The organism is Ketobacter sp. MCCC 1A13808 (assembly GCF_009746715.1).
Taxonomy (GTDB): Bacteria; Pseudomonadota; Gammaproteobacteria; order Pseudomonadales; family Ketobacteraceae; genus Ketobacter.
Genome location: NZ_VRKW01000003.1, coordinates 587,444 through 602,206 on the forward strand (window position 1 = coordinate 587,444; position 14,763 = coordinate 602,206).

Consider the following 14,763-nt stretch of genomic DNA (forward strand, 5'->3'; position numbering starts at 1 on the left):
AAGTCGTTAGTTTCAAAAGCCGGTATTTGTTCATGATTCGATAATTCGCGGAAGTTCTAGAATTGAACGATCTGCACCAGCTGCCGATAGCGGACGTTCGTGGTGGGCTGGTTAAACGGTTTACTCAGCACCCCGGCCTTGGAGAACTGCTGGATGCCAAAGTAGAGGTCCGCAGCCCTTCACCAAGCCGGTGGTGTTTCATGACGGCGCAGATGAAGTCACCCAAGTCACCACCGGATACGGTGATGGTCCAAAGCCCGAGGATTACCTCAACGCCTTCAACACCTTTATCAACGCTAATAGCAACCGCATGGCAGCGATCCAAACCATTGTAAAAGGCCCTGTTTGCAGAAGAAGCTGGTCAATGAGCCGAATAACTACTATTATTCGGCTCATATATTGAGCCGTTTAAGCGCATCTAATCGGCTCACGACACACAACAAGTACAATAAATAAGGCAAATAGGACCCTCCACCCCCTATGCCCAACTATATTTGGCAGCATCCCCATTGGCACCAAGGAACAACACCGCCGTTTACCTGGCTGGAAGACACCTTGCGTGAACAGGTGGGAAACGTACGCCTGCAACAAGGCCGCTTGCTGGGCTATGCGGAATCACTACCCGATGATATCCAGGCACCGGCCCAGTTGGATGCCTTGTTACAAACCGCCCTGCGCACCAGCGAAATAGAAGGGGAGGTGCTTAATGTGGCCTCGGTGCGATCCTCTGTTGTTCGCCATTTGGGCTTGGAGCGGGCCGGATTTGTGGATAGCAAAGCCAGTGGAACGCCGCAAACCGAATCCCTGGTAAAGCTGCTGATTGAGGCTACCAGCCAGCCCAATCAACCTCTCGCCCTTAATACTCTTTGCCAGTGGCAAGCCGCCTTGTTTCCCGAACCACCACTGCTCACCCAACTGAAGATTGGAGAGCTACTGATTGGAGAGCTACGCAGCCAAGCCACCATGCAGGTAATCTCCGGACGCATTGACCAACCTACAGTGCATTTTGAAGCACCACCAAGGGATGGATTAGAGCAACAGGTTGAACGCTTTATCCGCTGGTTTAACCAACCACCGGGAAACTTGGACGGCATACTCCGCGCAGGCATAGCCCACCTGTGGTTGATCACCTTGCACCCCTTCGACGACGGCAATGGCCGGGTTACCCGAGCCGTAACCGATCGCGCCCTGGCTCAGGTGGAGCAAAACAGTATTCGTTTCTACTCCTTAAGCGCGGCCATCATGGCGCGCCGCAAGGAGTACTACCAACAGCTGGAACAAGCCCAAAGGCTTGACAGTAGCAATACAGACAGCATCGACATCACCCCGTGGTTAAGCTGGTTCCTTTCAGTACTGGTCGACGCCATCCAACAGGGGCAGCTGCGCTTTCAGCGGGTCATCGAAAAAGCCCGCTTTTGGCAGCAGCACGCACAAACCGTGCTGAGTGAACGCCAAATCAAAGTGCTGAACCGACTACTGGATGGCCAGGGCGAAGAATTCAGCCAGGGTATCAATGCCCGCAAATACATGAGCCTCGCCCAAGTGAGTAAAGCCACCGCCACCCGCGAGCTGGCGGACCTGTTAAACAAGCAATGCCTATACAAATTACCCGGTGGTGGCCGTAGCACCCGTTACGCCATCGCCACAACCCATCATTAAGCGCACAGATAAAGAAGCTTTTGTTTGGATATGGCTGCCTGATGCCAAGGAACCGGAATTGCGGCTTAAACCGGGCGTGTTGCCCCTGCTTGATGGGCTAACTATGCCCGGATGCATCCGGGATTCCGCACCGGATGCCTGGGGCCGGCGCGTTATCATCAACAAGAAGCTAGGGAGCAAAGGCAAAGATTCGGATACCGATGCACTCGGCGAATTAACCTATTTGCTGGAATCCGGCTCTGACCGTATGGCGCACTGGATTTTCAGCGCTCCCCCAGTGAATACGTTCCGCGCTCGGCAAACAATGTTCCACTGGAAGAACTGCTGCAATCCGCAGCGCGGGTTGAACAAGGCGTACCGCTCACCCCTGAGCGGGATCAGGCGCTCTTTCATGGCAGCGCTATCGGCGGCGCACGTCCCAAAGCGCTAATCGAATACCAAGGACGAGGCGAAGATCAGGGCACTAAATACGTGGCGAAGTTTTCTTCCCGCACTGACCTTTACAGTGTGGTGAAGGCAGAATACATCGCCACGCAATTGGCAGCGCTTGCCGGAATAAATGTCGCGCATGTAAAACTGTTGCAAGCTGCACAAAAAGACGTTCTGTTGATCGAGCGATTTGATCGCGAAAAAACTACTCAGGCTATGCTGATTTCTGGTGACAATAGATTAAGCAAACTCAAGTCTTGCCTGGATGCCGCGCCCCATTTCCAGCTAACTGAAAGTGAGGCCAAAGTAGTTTTCGAAAAGCAGCGCGAAGCGATTGAGTTAAATTGGGATAAGGTTTGCGATGAAGCAAATTTGAGTGCAGTTGATCGCAAACTGTTTTGGAAAAGACAGTTCCTCAATGCTTTTGCATTTGAGGATTAACTCAACCGCCGGAAAAACCGGCAAGCCATCGAAAACCAAGAGCCTAAAATTTGACCAGAGAAAGGGGCCGCGTTAACGGCATGCTGGTCAAAGGGTAAAAATGAACGCCATCCTTATTATATGTGCTTCAAGAAAGGCTTCAGAGACTTTGACGATGGTATTCGAAACCTGAAACCACCTTGCCTTTCAAGGCTTTAGGTGGCATTTCAGGGTCGAATATTGAAATGGCGCACTTCGAAGGAGAAACTTCGAACCGCCTTTTCCAGACATTAGAGGAATGGAATGACTTTCTCAAGAAGTATGCGCCATTCTTCAAGGAGGTGGCGTAATGAGCACTCCTCCGACAAATTCGAGTAAAAACAGCAGCTTACCTACTCCATTCTCACTGCGGCTGACCTTTGAGGAACGCGCCACCCTGGAAAAAGAGGCTGGAAACCAGCCTCTAGGCGCTTATATCCGCTCAATCGTTCTACCGGATACAGACACACCGCGAAAAGTGCGCACACGCACCCGGCAACCACTTAAGGATGATCAAGCTTTAGGCTCTGTTCTCGGTGAGCTGGGTAAATCACGGCTGGCCAATAACCTTAACCAGTTAGCTAAAGCTGCCAATACGGGCTCTCTGCCAGTCACCCCTGATACAGAAAAAGCACTTCAAGATGCCTGCGGTGCCGTGCAAGAAATGCGCAACCAGCTTATGAAGGCTTTGGGCTTCCCGATTGCTAAGGGGCCGCCATGATCTTGAAGGGAGCGCAGCGCTCTGGTGGCAGACAGCTCGCCATTCATTTGCTCAAAACCGAAGACAATGAACATGTCGAGGTTCATGAGCTGCGGGGCTTTATGTCTGAAGACCTGCCCTCTGCCTTCAATGAAATCCATGCCGCAAGCAAGGGTACTCGCGCAAAGCAGCCATTTTTCTCCCTAAGTCTCAGCCCACCACCAAATGAGCGTGTGCCGATTGAGGTGTTTGAAACGGCAATTGAGCAGATAGAACAGAAGCTCGGACTGGAAGATCAGCCTCGCGCAGTCGTATTCCACGAGAAAGAAGGTCGCCGCCATGCCCATGTGGTCTGGCCGAGGATCGACACAGACGAGATGAAGGCCATCAACCTGCCTTTCTACAAAATGAAGCTAAAAGACCTATTCAGGGAGCTGTATTTGGAGCATGGCTGGAAAATTCCGCCAGGCATCGTTGACTGCAAGGATCGGAACCCGCTCAACTTCAGCCGTGAGGAATGGCAACAAGCCCGCCGCGTGGGGCTAAACCCTAAAGAGATTAAGCGCACTTTCCAGGAATGCTGGGCCATCTCTGATAACTGTAATGCCTTTTCACAAGCCCTGCACAGCAAGGGCTTTGTTCTGGCCCGTGGTGATCGACGCGGCTTTGTTGCGGTCGATTACCGTGGTGAAACTTATGCTATCGCAAGATATACAGGGGTTAAGACCAAAGAAGTCCGTGATCGCCCGGGTGATCCGAAAACGCTGCCATCTATTGAGCAAACGAAAGCCAAAATCGCAGCAGATATATCCCAAAAGCTTCAGCAGCACCTTGCCGATGCAAAACCAAACGCTCAGCAGCCTTTGAATTCAAGCGCCAACGCCTAGTGGAAGAACAGCGCAAAGAGCGACTACTTTTGGAGCAATCCCACAGCAAACGCTGGGATACAGAAACAAAAGAGCGATCACAGCGCCTATCCAAGGGGCTTATGGGTATTTGGCATCGGCTTACAGGTAAGTACGAAAAGACTAAACGCCAAAATGAACTCGATGCGCTTGTCGCCTTCCAGCGAGATCGGCAGGAGAAAGTCGAGTTGATATTCAAGCATATCCAACAACGCCAGCAGCTCAGCCTGCGCCAGCGCAGCGAAATCCATACCCATGAGCTAGAAATCGAGCTGTTGCGCCAGGATATTGAGGATTACCGAGATTTGAAAACCGGAAAATCTAGCAATCTGAAGGATGAATACCGTAAGTGCTCAGAGCAACATGAGAAGGAGCGAAAACCCGCGCCAAAGCGGGATAAGAGCCGAGATCGCGGGCATGAGCCGGAAATCTAGTGTCCTTTAAATGAATTAATGTCCTAAAAATACATTGAACATGTCCTATAAATGCGCTAAGTTGATTTAAGGGACATTTTTGAGAGTGAATATGACACAAGAAATTGAGCAGCAAAACGAAGAAATCATCACCCTTCTGGGTGAAAAGCCCGAAGGGCTTTCTCGTGGTCAAATCTCGGAATCCCTAAGTTTTATTATAAATTATAAGACTTTACAAAGACGGCTAACGGCACTTGTTGATGAAGGCAAGATAGCCAGAAAAGGTGAACGGAAGGCGACTCGCTATCACCCTCTTGAAGCTTCTATAGAGACAAAAAAAGGACACTTAAAGGACAGCTCAGCCAATATATTTAGCCCTAAGAGCCAAGAAAAGCTCAAATTCCTGGATGCGCCCCTCCATGCTCGGGAAAAAGTGTCCTATAACCGTGATTTATTGGACTTCTATGTCCCTAATCAAAGCCAATATGTCCCTAAAAAGCTGCGAGAAGCACTCTTTCAAGAAGGCAAACGCTTCGATGAGCAGTTAGCGGCAGGTACTTACGCCCGGCAAATCTGCCAGAGGCTATTGATCGACCTGTCCTATAACTCCAGCCGCTTGGAAGGCAATACTTACTCCCGCTTGGACACACAAAAACTGGTGGAAGAAGGCATATCCGCAGAAGGCAAGGTTCATGAAGAAACCGTGATGATCATGAACCACAAGGAAGCCATCCTGTTTCTGGTAGAAAATGCACAGGATATAGAGCTTAGCAGCCTGACCATCCGCAATTTGCACCACCTGCTATCACAGGATTTGCTCGCCAATCCTCAAGCTTGTGGCAATATCCGAACACTGGAAGTGGATATCGGCCAATCCACCTACAAGCCGTTGGCAAATCCCCATGTTTTAAAGGAACTCTTTGAACTGATTTTGCAGAAAGCAAAAAAGATCAAAGACCCTTTCGAGCAAAGCTTCTTTTTACTGGTGCATTTATCCTATTTGCAGGCATTTGAGGATGTGAACAAAAGAACCTCACGCTTGAGCTGCAATATTCCGTTCATCAAAAGCAATCTATGTCCGCTTAGTTTCACCGGTGTTGCGCGGGATGATTACACCGCAGCTCTTCTGGCTATTTACGAGAAAAATGATGTTGAACCCATGCTTGAGTTATTTGCCTGGGCTTATACTCGTTCGTGCAAACAGTATGGCGTGGTCAAGAAATCGCTTGGGGAAATTGATGCCTTTCGCATTCAATATCGCCAACAGCGAAAAGCCATCATGAGTCAAATCGTAAAGCAAGGCTTACATGGTTCGACGACAGAAGAGTTGATTGAAACTTACTGCCAGAACCAAGGGATCGCTGATATCGATAAATTTACAGCCATGACACTGGCTGATCTGAGCACTCTACATGCTGGCGCAATTATTGGCTTGGGTATCACTGAAGCGCAGCTCGAAGCATGGCTTTCGAGCAAGCCGTGAGTTGTAAATTCACGGGCTACTTCATCTACTGTATTCGCGATATTTCCTACTCAATATCATCGATCCCATGAATATTGCTGCGGCTACTAACCTCGTGCATCTCTGTACCCAAATGATGTCGCTCTTCGTCCCATACTGCAAATAAGGTTTTACTTCCATTGTTTTCATTTTTGTTCAAGTAGAAATCATAGGTGTCTAAGAAGAGCTGCTCTAGATGCTTCGAAATTCTATTGCTACACTCGTAAAAGGTAACATACAAACGTAACCGCTCCACGAACGGCACACTAAACAGCACGAGCCATTTCCTTTACGCTGTCCACATCTAAATTCCAGGGCAGTAATGCTTCGAACTGATCTACGTTCTCTGCTTTAGGTAGCTCTTTAAAAATGTGTTTCAGGTACGCATACGGCTCGTGGCCATGAAGCTTGCACGTTTCCAAGAAGAGCGTGCTTACCTACAAGAGCTACCCAAGCGACGTACGCAGGATTATGCGGAGTACCGGGTTCTGATTAGCAGCAGTAGTACCTTTGATCTCAGACGGGTGATCTACACAGTGCCTTCGCGCTTTATTGGTGAGCGGCTTTATGTTCAGCTATATGATGAGCGCTTGGAGCTGTTCCATGGACACGAGAAAATCCTGGAACTGCCCAGAGTCTATGGTACTAAAACACAGCGAGGCCGATGCGTCGACTATCGCCACGTGATTGACTCGCTCGTACGCAAACCCCAGGCATTCAGACACTCACAATTGCGCGACGACCTGCTGCCGTCACCCGACTATCACCGGATCTGGCAGCATGTAGATGACACATTACCCAGCGAGCTGCAATGCCGGCAACGCTTTGGCGTTGAGGCGACGGTCATCCCGCTGATTACCAGCAAGCAGCACAACCTGAGCGACTATGATCAGCTGTTGGAGCAGGAGGTGCAGCATGGCTAACGTCGCATCTCTACCTGTGTTGCTAAAAGAACTAAAGCTTTCAAACTTTGCCAAGCATTGGGAAGTTCTGGCGCAAAAAGCGATTGATGAACAGTGGCTGCCACAAACGTATTTAGCAGAACTGTGCGAGCAGGAAGCGGGTGAGCGCCATCAAAAACGCCTACAACGGTATCTGCGCGAGGCTCAAATGCCACCGGCTAAGCAACTCAGCCAATTTGATTTTACTAGCACCTTAGGCATTAATAAAAACCAGATCACAGCCTTGATCCAACAGCGGCAATGGGTGAACCAAGCAGAGAATATCTTGCTGTTTGGGGCCAGCGGCGTAGGCAAAACCCACCTGGCATGCGGCATAGGATACGCTCTGATCGAACAAGGTGTCAGAATCAAGTTCACCACGGCTACCGGTATTGTACAAAGCTTGCAACAAGCGAAGGCAGATCTGACTCTGGCGGAGCTACTCACGCGTATGGACAAGTACACGGTACTTATCGTGGACGATATCGGTTATGTGAAAAAGAGTAGCCAGGAAACGCAGGTACTGTTTGAATTAATAGCCCACCGGTACGAAACCGGCAGCCTCATTATTACATCAAACCAGCCGTTCAGTGCCTGGGATCAGATCTTCGACGACAACATGATGACCGTGGCGGCGATTGACCGGCTGGTCCATCACGCCACCATTCTAGAAATAAAGGGTGAAAGCTTCCGTAAAAAGATGTCCATGAAGAGGAGGGAAAAGCAGACTAAACGCTAACGATAATTACAAAATATCAACCGGCCAAGTTAATTGACGCGAACCGGCCAAAGTAATTGACGTTTAACACAAGACTGAGCGCAAGATCGAACAATTGCTGGATCGTATCGTGGAGGCTGAGGATAACACCGTGGTGAGCGCCTACGAGAAACGCATCAGCCAGCTTCAACTGGATAAGCAGGTTATGCAGGAAAAGATCGCTAAATGTGGTCGTCCAATCAGAGACTTTGACGATAGTTTTCGAACCGCGATGGACTTTCTCGCAAACCCGCATGAACTCTGGGCTTCCGAGCGAATGGAAAGCCGTCATGCAGTGATGAAACTCACTTTTGCGGACAGATTGGCGTATGTTCGTGGAGAAGGTTTTCGAAACCTGAAACCACCTTGCCTTTCAAGGCTTTAGGTGGCATTTCAGGGTCGAATAGTGAAATGGCGCGCCCGGAGAGATTCGAACTCCCGACCAAGTGGTTCGAAGCCACCTACTCTATCCAGCTGAGCTACGGGCGCGTGTGCTGTTGTGATAACAGACTGCGATTTCAATCACGGGGGAGGGCATTGTTTAAGTGCTTGACAAGCCAAGTGATTGAGCGGGGCCATTATAATCGCGACCGGCGTCATAATACAACGACCAAACGATATTGATTTGATTAGGATAAATAGCTGCCGTGGTTTTCTATTGGCGGGCTTTTGGTTATTCTGGGCCTTCACTCTTGCGGTTCACGAGGTTAGCGCTCAATGCTACGCTTTCTGCTTCTCTTTCCAATTCTGTTTATGTCAGCCTGCAGCACGCAGATGGCCACTTACGATTACGCCACAGACACTGCCTTCACGGGCTATAAAACCTACGCGATTCAGCAAAGCCGGAAACAAGCCAATCAGAGCCTGGATTCCGGGCGCATAGAAGCAGCGATCAAATCGTCGTTGCAGGGGCGCTACCAAATAGCAGAAGCGGACCAGGCGGATATGCTGGTTTCTTATTATTTGCAACCGGAAGTCAAAGCGAAGCAGTCGGGCCTGAGCCTGGGGTTCGGTTTCGGAAGCGGCCCGGTGGGTGTGGGCGTCAGCACATCGCCGCCGGTAAAACAGGAAACGGAAGCCAGGCTGATGCTGGATATTATTGATACCGCGAGCAGCAACGTGGTGTGGACGGCGAAGGCCAATAGAAATCTGGAAAATGACATGAAGCCACCGGTTCGCAGCGACCTGATCAATGATCTGGTCACTGAGATGCTGGGCAACTTTCCCCCTTAACGGTATACTTGCGCGCTCCAACGCTTTGTAACCGTTTCGAATCCGATGTTAGGCGACCTGAGGGGCTGCCTGCCGTCATTGAAGCATTCCAATAAAAATCTGTAGAGAGGACTTGATAAGATGGGCGTAAGAATGGATAAGCTGAAGCAACTTGTTGTTTCTGTTGCTGTTTTCCTCGGTTTGTTTGTTTCCGGACAGGCGCTGGCATCAAAATTAGCGGATCAATCCGGTAGTGATGAACCTCTGGGTTCGCGTTCGATTATGAGCCCGGCTAAAATCGATGCGCGAACCCAGCCGGCAGCCAAGGTTTGTTTGCAAGGTGAAGATTGCGCCAGCGCTCAACCCGCCGTGGCGGCAGGGTCGGAAGAAGCAAAATCGCCAGAAGAAATCTATAACACCACCTGTGCTGCCTGCCACGGTACCGGCGTCGCAGGAGCACCTAAAGTGGGTGATAAAGCAGGCTGGACATCCCGAATTGCGCAGGGCAATGAGACTATGTATACCCACGCAATCAAGGGGCTGAATGCCATGCCCCCGATGGGTACCTGTGCGACTTGCTCTGAAGACGACATTAAAGCCGTCGTTGACTACATGGTTAGCGAATCGAAATAAGCGATCCGTCAGAAAAGCCCCGGTCGAGAAATCGTCCGGGGCTTTTTTTTGGGTAAATTCAGTGTGATGCGGCTATATTGTTAAGTGAGTGATGGATAAATCAGATAGACAGGGAATGCTCGTTTGATTAATCAGCATGGTCGATTCTACTTACCTACCCGCATTGGCTTGTTGTCGTTGTTCCTGGTGGTGCCGTTAGCGGTGGTGCTGGTGCAGCTACTATACAGTCGCGACCAACAGATTGAACTGATCGAGCGCCGCATCAGCGCCGTGAATGATATCCGTATGGTTCAGAGCGCGGTGGATCAGGCGCAGCGGTTGCGTGATTTGAGTGTCATCGTTGTTTATGACCGTAGTGAAAACATTGAAGAAGAATACAACCGGCAACGTGCGAGCCTGAAGGCGCTGTTGCAACAACTGGCTCAGGATTCCGGTTTTACAGAGGACAATCCGGTTGTTCAATTCAGCTATCCTCGCCTGATGAATCTGATCGACGGTGTGCGCCCTGTTCTGGGGGCTGAACTCTATACCCCGGATGTGGCATTTCGCGAGCATCAGCCAATCGTGGAGATGTTACAACAAATGCAGTTTCGCTTGGCGGATCAGGGCGGACTATTCAATGATTCAAAAGAACTATCCCTTAACCTTGTTTATCTGGCGCTGGATGAATTTCAGGAGTCCACAGTAGAGCTCGGTCGGGCTCGATCCTATGGCAGCCTCTATTTGCGTATCGGGCATGTGCCCTCTGATGGTGTGGAGACACTCGAACGGGTTTATGAGCGGTTGATGTTGCAGCATGAAAGGCTAAATGCACGGGTCAATCAATTAGCACAATCTCACGCTGCGTTGCGTTTGCAGGTACCGTTTTCGACGCTTCCCTGGAGCTTGCTAAGAGACGCGGCAGATACGCTGGACTGGAAGGTCATTCAGTCACCGGACCTGGACACGCCCTGGCGTGAATACTACCAGCAAATGAGCGCTTATATGGTGTCTGCTGGGGAGGACCGGAATCAGATCCTTGCCTTGCTCCTGGCCGGTTACGAAAGTGAACGAACCGATGTTGAGCGCAGGCAACGTTTCTATATCGCGGGTCTGGTATCGCTGCTGCTGATTTTTATTATTATCTATATTGTTGATTTGCGTGACGCCCGTAATCGTGAGCGTGCGCACAAAGAAAAGAATGCAGCGGAAGCCGCAGATAAAGCGAAGAGTCAATTTCTGGCAACCATGAGCCATGAATTGCGTACCCCCATTAATGGTGTGTTGGGGATGGTGGATCTATTATCCGGAACCCCGCTCAATGAAGAACAGAATACCTTTCTGATGGCACTGAAGAGCTCAGGTCAGTCCTTGCTTTCGGTGATTAACGACGTACTGGATTATTCGAAAATAGAGGCAGGCAAGCTGAAAATTGAAAACGGTGTGTTCAATTTACGGCAGTCAGTACACGAAATTCAGAACTTGTTTCAACCGCTTTTCAAACAAAAAAGCATTGAGCTTGAATTTTGTTTCGATCAACGGGTACCGAATTTAATTAACTGTGACGCTTCAAGGCTACGACAAATTCTGCTTAATCTGCTGGGTAACGCGATGAAGTTTACTGACCAGGGTAAGGTCAGCGTGGAGTTTTCTGCCAATATGAAGCAAGGCAAGCACTATCTTACCTGTAGCGTGCGGGACACCGGTATCGGTATGGACAGTTCGCAACTGGCGGATCTGTTCAAACATTTTTCCCAAACTGATTCCAGTATTTCCCGGCGGTATGGCGGCACCGGTTTGGGTTTGGCGATCAGCCAGAGTCTTTGTCATTTGATGGGCGGCGACATCGGGGTAAACAGTAAGGTGGGGGCGGGTTCTGAATTCTGGTTTACGATCGAATTGCAGCGCATAGATGAGAATAAGCTGTCCGGAATGGAAAGTGCGGATGCGGTTTCCAGGATTGAATATTATATTTCTGAATTGAATGGCAAAACGGTGTTGGTCGCGGAAGACAATAAGGTCAACCAAATGGTGGTTGAGGGCATATTGAAAAAAGTGGGTGTGACGGTCACGGTTGTAGAGAACGGGCTGAAGGCCTTTCAGGAGGTGACCAAACAAAAGGTGCCGTTTGATTGTGTACTGATGGATTGGGAAATGCCGGAGATGGACGGTTTGCAGGCCTGCAAAAAAATTAAGGAATGGGAGCGGGGGCGAGGTAAGCCGGAAACACCGATTGTTGCACTGACTGCACATGTGCTTACGGATTATGAAGAGCAGGCCTATGCCGCCGGTATGCTCGGGTTCATGAAAAAGCCGGTGGATCGTGACTTGCTATACCAGGGGCTGGTGATGTTGACCCGGCGCAGCCGTGCTTTGACTGTCGTAGGTAAAGCGGAATGAAACGGAGTCTGTTGTTGGTCTGTGTTGTGATTTTTTGTATGGATAGGGTGAAGGCCAACCCTTCCAATGGAGACAGGCTGGAGCTTGACTTGACGCCAATCGGTGCGATACGAAGCGCGAATTCCGATGGCAGTATTCCGGCTTGGAACGCTGATAAATTAACGGAAAAAGCCCATTTAGAATGGATGCAGAAAATCGAAAAGGAACAACCGTTATATACCATCGATGCGGGCCACTCGGACCAATATGCACCACTGCTGAGTGCCGGTTTACAAAAGATGTTTCAGCAATACCCCAAAACATTTTTCATGCCGGTTTATCCGACTCACCGACCGGCGCGGCAACCGCAGTGGACCTATGAGGCAACTCGAAAAAATGTAATCGATGCGCGCTTGAGTCCGTCCGGCGATGAGTTGCTGGCAGCCTGGCCGGGTACACCTTTTCCGCTTCCTTCATCCGCAATGGAAATTATGTGGAATCACCAGACTCGCTGGAAGGGCTTATTTATCCGTCTGCATTTGTTTGAGAATACGGTGTATGACGGGGGCACCATCGATACTCTGGAAACCTCAATCGAAACCTACGCGAGCTACTATCGTGAAGACCGTGCCTTCGCATCGCTGGATTGGCGCAGTACCTTGTATTTTTCCTATATTCTTGGTCCTGCTCGGTTGGCTGGTGGTGGGCTGCTGATCCATGACACCCTGCAACCGTTGCACAAGCCCAGACAGGCTTGGATTTATGTTGCAGGCGAACGGCGTATGCGGCGCTCACCTGTTTTAGGCTACGATTCCCCGCTATTTAACTCAGAAGGGATTCGGGTTGCCGATGAAATAGATATGTTTAATGGTGCATTGGATCGTTACGATTGGACCCTGTTGGGGCGCAGGGAAATGTTGATTCCCTATAATAATCAGAAGATGCGATATAACCGGTGTGATGACGGTCTGGTGCTAACGCCGCATCATCTATCATCACACTCTATGCGTTTCGAAAAACATAGGGTGTGGGTAGTGGAGGCCAAACTCAAACCCGGGCAGCGTCATATCTATGCTCACCGAACCTTTTATATCGATGAGGACACCTGGAGCATTGTGATGGCAGATAACTATGATAAGAAAGGCGATCTGTGGCGTTTTGCGCTGCGTTTTTCTGCCTATTATGAAGATATGCCCGGTATGTTTTCATCCCTGGATGCTTATCATGACTTCGGGCAGCGGGCCTACTTTATGCAATGCAGTGCCGGTAATGGAACGGAATTTTATCTGCAACCGCCGCAGGAAGGCTATTTCTCTCCCACAAGTATCCGTCAGCGCTTGCGACGATAGAAGACGGTGAGCACAGCTGCAATGGGTGCACAATGGGTGTGGTGCGCACCAGAATGGGCTACCCTGATCGGATTTGGTGCCGTGGCTTAACGGATTGTTGGTCTTTCATCCGGTTTAGGTTTTGCTTTTTAGACCCGACTCATTAATATTGGACGCCACTATTCTTATAATAACGCGGAGCCGTGGGGCCAATAAACATGAATGCAATTGCGACACCGGTGAACACCGGCTGGTCGGCGACGCTGGATCTGGAATTTGCGCTTCGGGGGGCGCGCACAGCGCTGATTCGCAACCGCCATCAGGGACCATTGCGGGTACAGCGTCCTTTCTATCCCGAACACAGCGGCCAATGTCACGTTTATCTGCTGCATCCGCCCGGCGGTATTGTGGCCGGAGACAGCCTTTCAATTCGCGCGCAAGTGAATCCGGGTGCCCACTGCCTGTTAACCACGCCCTCTGCGGGGCGGGTTTATAAATCCAATGCGCAGCGCTTGCAGCAAACTCAAAGCGTTGAACTGAGTGTGGCCGAAGACGGCGTGTGCGAATGGCTGCCCCAGGAAAATATCGTGTTCAACAGCGCTCAGGCGAGGAATTGCACCCGTATTCACCTGCAATCCGCCAGCACCTTTATCGGCTGGGAAATAACATGCCTGGGGCGTCCTGCCTCAGGTGACAGTTTCGATCAGGGTGAGTTAGTGCAGCAATTCGATTTGTATCGGGAGGGTGTGCCGGTGTTGTTAGAGCGCAATCGTTTTCAGGGCGGCAGCGAGCTACTGTTCCAGCCCTGGGGCCTGAACGGTGCGACTGCCACCGGCACATTGGTTTGTGCGATGAACCCGGAACAACAATTGCAAAAAACCGAGATTCAGTTATTACAGGACCAGTGTATGGTACACAAGGGTGTCGTGTTGCAGGCGGCGGCCACTGAGCTACCGGGAATCATAGTAATACGCGCTACGTCAGCCCAGGCTGCACCGATAAGAAATCTATTTATCGAGATTTGGAGAACCTTACGGCAAGCGTTGCTGAAGCAATCTGCGGTCGCGCCGCGAATCTGGTTTACCTGAGTCTGATAGGTCCAAGTTACAATAATCTGTTTGGGCATACGGCTAACTATCCACAGGACAACAATATGGAATTAACACCACGGGAAAAAGATAAATTGCTGCTTTTCGCTGCATTTCAGTTGGCGGAACGTCGCAAGGGTCGCGGATTAAAATTGAATTATCCTGAAGCAGTCGCGCTCATTTCATTTGAAATTATTGAAGGGGCCCGGGATGGCAAAACCGTTGCAGAATTAATGGACTATGGACGTACATTGCTGACCCGTGACGAGGTCATGGAAGGCGTGCCGGAAATGATCCACGATGTGCAGGTGGAAGCTACCTTTCCCGATGGTACCAAGTTGGTCACCGTACACGACCCGATCGTTTAGATTCGATACCGT

General features: G+C 50.2%; 17 protein-coding genes, 1 tRNA gene and 1 pseudogene. 17 read left to right on the forward strand and 2 right to left on the reverse strand.

All coding sequences use genetic code 11. The annotated features are described in order from the left end of the window. Nucleotides 1-62 precede the first annotated feature (62 nt). The 8 genes from FT643_RS09380 (at nt 63) to FT643_RS09405 (ending at nt 6,048) form a co-directional block, all read left to right on the forward strand. Entirely contained in the window at nt 63-335 is a 273-nt protein-coding gene (locus FT643_RS09380) for a hypothetical protein (protein ID WP_156871107.1), read from the forward strand. Between the two features lie 145 nt (nt 336-480). After that, a complete protein-coding gene (locus tag FT643_RS09385) occupies nt 481-1,659 on the forward strand; it encodes a Fic family protein (protein ID WP_156871108.1) in 1,179 nt (392 codons plus the stop codon). A 58-nt stretch (nt 1,660-1,717) separates the two neighbouring features. Then, nucleotides 1,718-2,089, forward strand: a complete 372-nt coding sequence (locus tag FT643_RS23390; RefSeq protein ID WP_232340006.1) for a hypothetical protein — start codon at nt 1,718-1,720, stop codon at nt 2,087-2,089. Beyond that, nucleotides 2,089-2,529 (forward strand): HipA domain-containing protein, encoded by a 441-nt coding sequence (locus FT643_RS09390; protein ID WP_317621986.1) that lies wholly within the window; start codon nt 2,089-2,091, stop codon nt 2,527-2,529. The genes FT643_RS23390 and FT643_RS09390 overlap by 1 nt, the downstream gene beginning before the upstream one ends. A 328-nt stretch (nt 2,530-2,857) precedes the next feature. Beyond that, complete coding sequence (gene mobC / locus FT643_RS09395) at nt 2,858-3,268, forward strand: plasmid mobilization relaxosome protein MobC (RefSeq protein WP_156871109.1); 411 nt, start codon at nt 2,858-2,860, stop codon at nt 3,266-3,268. Then, nucleotides 3,265-4,134 (forward strand): relaxase/mobilization nuclease domain-containing protein, encoded by an 870-nt coding sequence (locus tag FT643_RS09400; protein ID WP_198043437.1) that lies wholly within the window; start codon nt 3,265-3,267, stop codon nt 4,132-4,134. The genes mobC and FT643_RS09400 overlap by 4 nt, the downstream gene beginning before the upstream one ends. After that, nucleotides 4,134-4,586: a hypothetical protein gene (locus tag FT643_RS23140; RefSeq protein WP_198043438.1), complete on the forward strand. Its 453-nt coding sequence runs from the start codon at nt 4,134-4,136 to the stop codon at nt 4,584-4,586. The genes FT643_RS09400 and FT643_RS23140 overlap by 1 nt, the downstream gene beginning before the upstream one ends. A gap of 91 nt (nt 4,587-4,677) precedes the next feature. Then, a complete protein-coding gene (locus FT643_RS09405; protein ID WP_156871110.1) occupies nt 4,678-6,048 on the forward strand; it encodes a Fic family protein in 1,371 nt (456 codons plus the stop codon). 284 nt (nt 6,049-6,332) lie between these two features. Here FT643_RS09405 and FT643_RS24035 read toward each other — a convergent pair whose 3' ends face one another. After that, complete coding sequence (locus tag FT643_RS24035) at nt 6,333-6,488, reverse strand: transposase domain-containing protein (RefSeq protein ID WP_156871111.1); 156 nt, start codon at nt 6,486-6,488, stop codon at nt 6,333-6,335. Here FT643_RS24035 and FT643_RS09415 point away from each other — a divergent pair. From FT643_RS09415 to FT643_RS09425, 3 genes and pseudogenes are all read left to right on the forward strand, one after another. Beyond that, nucleotides 6,480-6,989 (forward strand): annotated as a pseudogene (locus tag FT643_RS09415) (Mu transposase domain-containing protein); the annotation flags it as partial. The gene FT643_RS24035 and the pseudogene FT643_RS09415 sit on opposite strands and share 9 nt — an antisense overlap. Then, entirely contained in the window at nt 6,982-7,746 is a 765-nt protein-coding gene (gene istB / locus FT643_RS09420; RefSeq protein ID WP_156871113.1) for an IS21-like element helper ATPase IstB, read from the forward strand. The pseudogene FT643_RS09415 and the gene istB, both read left to right, overlap by 8 nt. 109 nt (nt 7,747-7,855) lie before the next feature. Continuing rightward, entirely contained in the window at nt 7,856-8,149 is a 294-nt protein-coding gene (locus FT643_RS09425; protein ID WP_198043439.1) for a hypothetical protein, read from the forward strand. A gap of 27 nt (nt 8,150-8,176) precedes the next feature. On the opposite strand, the gene FT643_RS09430 is transcribed toward FT643_RS09425, so the two are convergent. Continuing rightward, nucleotides 8,177-8,253 (reverse strand) — tRNA-Arg (locus FT643_RS09430). Between the two features lie 285 nt (nt 8,254-8,538). On the opposite strand from FT643_RS09430, the gene FT643_RS09435 reads away from it, so the two are divergent. The 6 genes from FT643_RS09435 to ureA all read left to right on the forward strand — a co-directional run bounded on the left by FT643_RS09435 (nt 8,539) and on the right by ureA (nt 14,751). Further along, nucleotides 8,539-8,997 carry a DUF4136 domain-containing protein gene (locus FT643_RS09435; protein ID WP_198043440.1) on the forward strand — a complete coding sequence of 153 codons (459 nt, stop codon included), beginning with the start codon at nt 8,539-8,541 and terminating at the stop codon, nt 8,995-8,997. A gap of 132 nt (nt 8,998-9,129) precedes the next feature. Continuing rightward, entirely contained in the window at nt 9,130-9,609 is a 480-nt protein-coding gene (locus tag FT643_RS09440; RefSeq protein ID WP_156871116.1) for a c-type cytochrome, read from the forward strand. Between the two features lie 123 nt (nt 9,610-9,732). Then, nucleotides 9,733-11,988, forward strand: a complete 2,256-nt coding sequence (locus FT643_RS09445; RefSeq protein WP_156871117.1) for a hybrid sensor histidine kinase/response regulator — start codon at nt 9,733-9,735, stop codon at nt 11,986-11,988. Continuing rightward, nucleotides 11,985-13,316, forward strand: coding sequence for a DUF1329 domain-containing protein (locus FT643_RS09450; protein ID WP_156871118.1), 1,332 nt, complete (start codon nt 11,985-11,987; stop codon nt 13,314-13,316). The genes FT643_RS09445 and FT643_RS09450 overlap by 4 nt, the downstream gene beginning before the upstream one ends. 197 nt (nt 13,317-13,513) lie before the next feature. Then, entirely contained in the window at nt 13,514-14,383 is an 870-nt protein-coding gene (locus FT643_RS09455; RefSeq protein ID WP_156871119.1) for an urease accessory protein UreD, read from the forward strand. A gap of 65 nt (nt 14,384-14,448) precedes the next feature. After that, a complete protein-coding gene (gene ureA, locus FT643_RS09460) occupies nt 14,449-14,751 on the forward strand; it encodes an urease subunit gamma (protein ID WP_156871120.1) in 303 nt (100 codons plus the stop codon). The last annotated feature ends 12 nt before the right edge of the window (nt 14,752-14,763 follow it).

Excerpts from the sequence above, each read along its gene's own strand:
- FT643_RS09450 (WP_156871118.1), top strand. The coding sequence starts at position 11,985 with ATGAAACGGAGTCTGTTGTTGGTCTGTGTTGTGATTTTTTGTATGGAT.
- FT643_RS09405 (WP_156871110.1), top strand. The coding sequence starts at position 4,678 with ATGACACAAGAAATTGAGCAGCAAAACGAAGAAATCATCACCCTTCTG.
- FT643_RS09385 (WP_156871108.1), top strand. The coding sequence starts at position 481 with ATGCCCAACTATATTTGGCAGCATCCCCATTGGCACCAAGGAACAACA.
- istB (WP_156871113.1), top strand. The coding sequence starts at position 6,982 with ATGGCTAACGTCGCATCTCTACCTGTGTTGCTAAAAGAACTAAAGCTT.
- FT643_RS09400 (WP_198043437.1), top strand. The coding sequence starts at position 3,265 with ATGATCTTGAAGGGAGCGCAGCGCTCTGGTGGCAGACAGCTCGCCATT.
- mobC (WP_156871109.1), top strand. The coding sequence starts at position 2,858 with ATGAGCACTCCTCCGACAAATTCGAGTAAAAACAGCAGCTTACCTACT.
- FT643_RS09440 (WP_156871116.1), top strand. The coding sequence starts at position 9,130 with ATGGATAAGCTGAAGCAACTTGTTGTTTCTGTTGCTGTTTTCCTCGGT.
- FT643_RS09455 (WP_156871119.1), top strand. The coding sequence starts at position 13,514 with ATGAATGCAATTGCGACACCGGTGAACACCGGCTGGTCGGCGACGCTG.
- ureA (WP_156871120.1), top strand. The coding sequence starts at position 14,449 with ATGGAATTAACACCACGGGAAAAAGATAAATTGCTGCTTTTCGCTGCA.
- FT643_RS09435 (WP_198043440.1), top strand. The coding sequence starts at position 8,539 with ATGGCCACTTACGATTACGCCACAGACACTGCCTTCACGGGCTATAAA.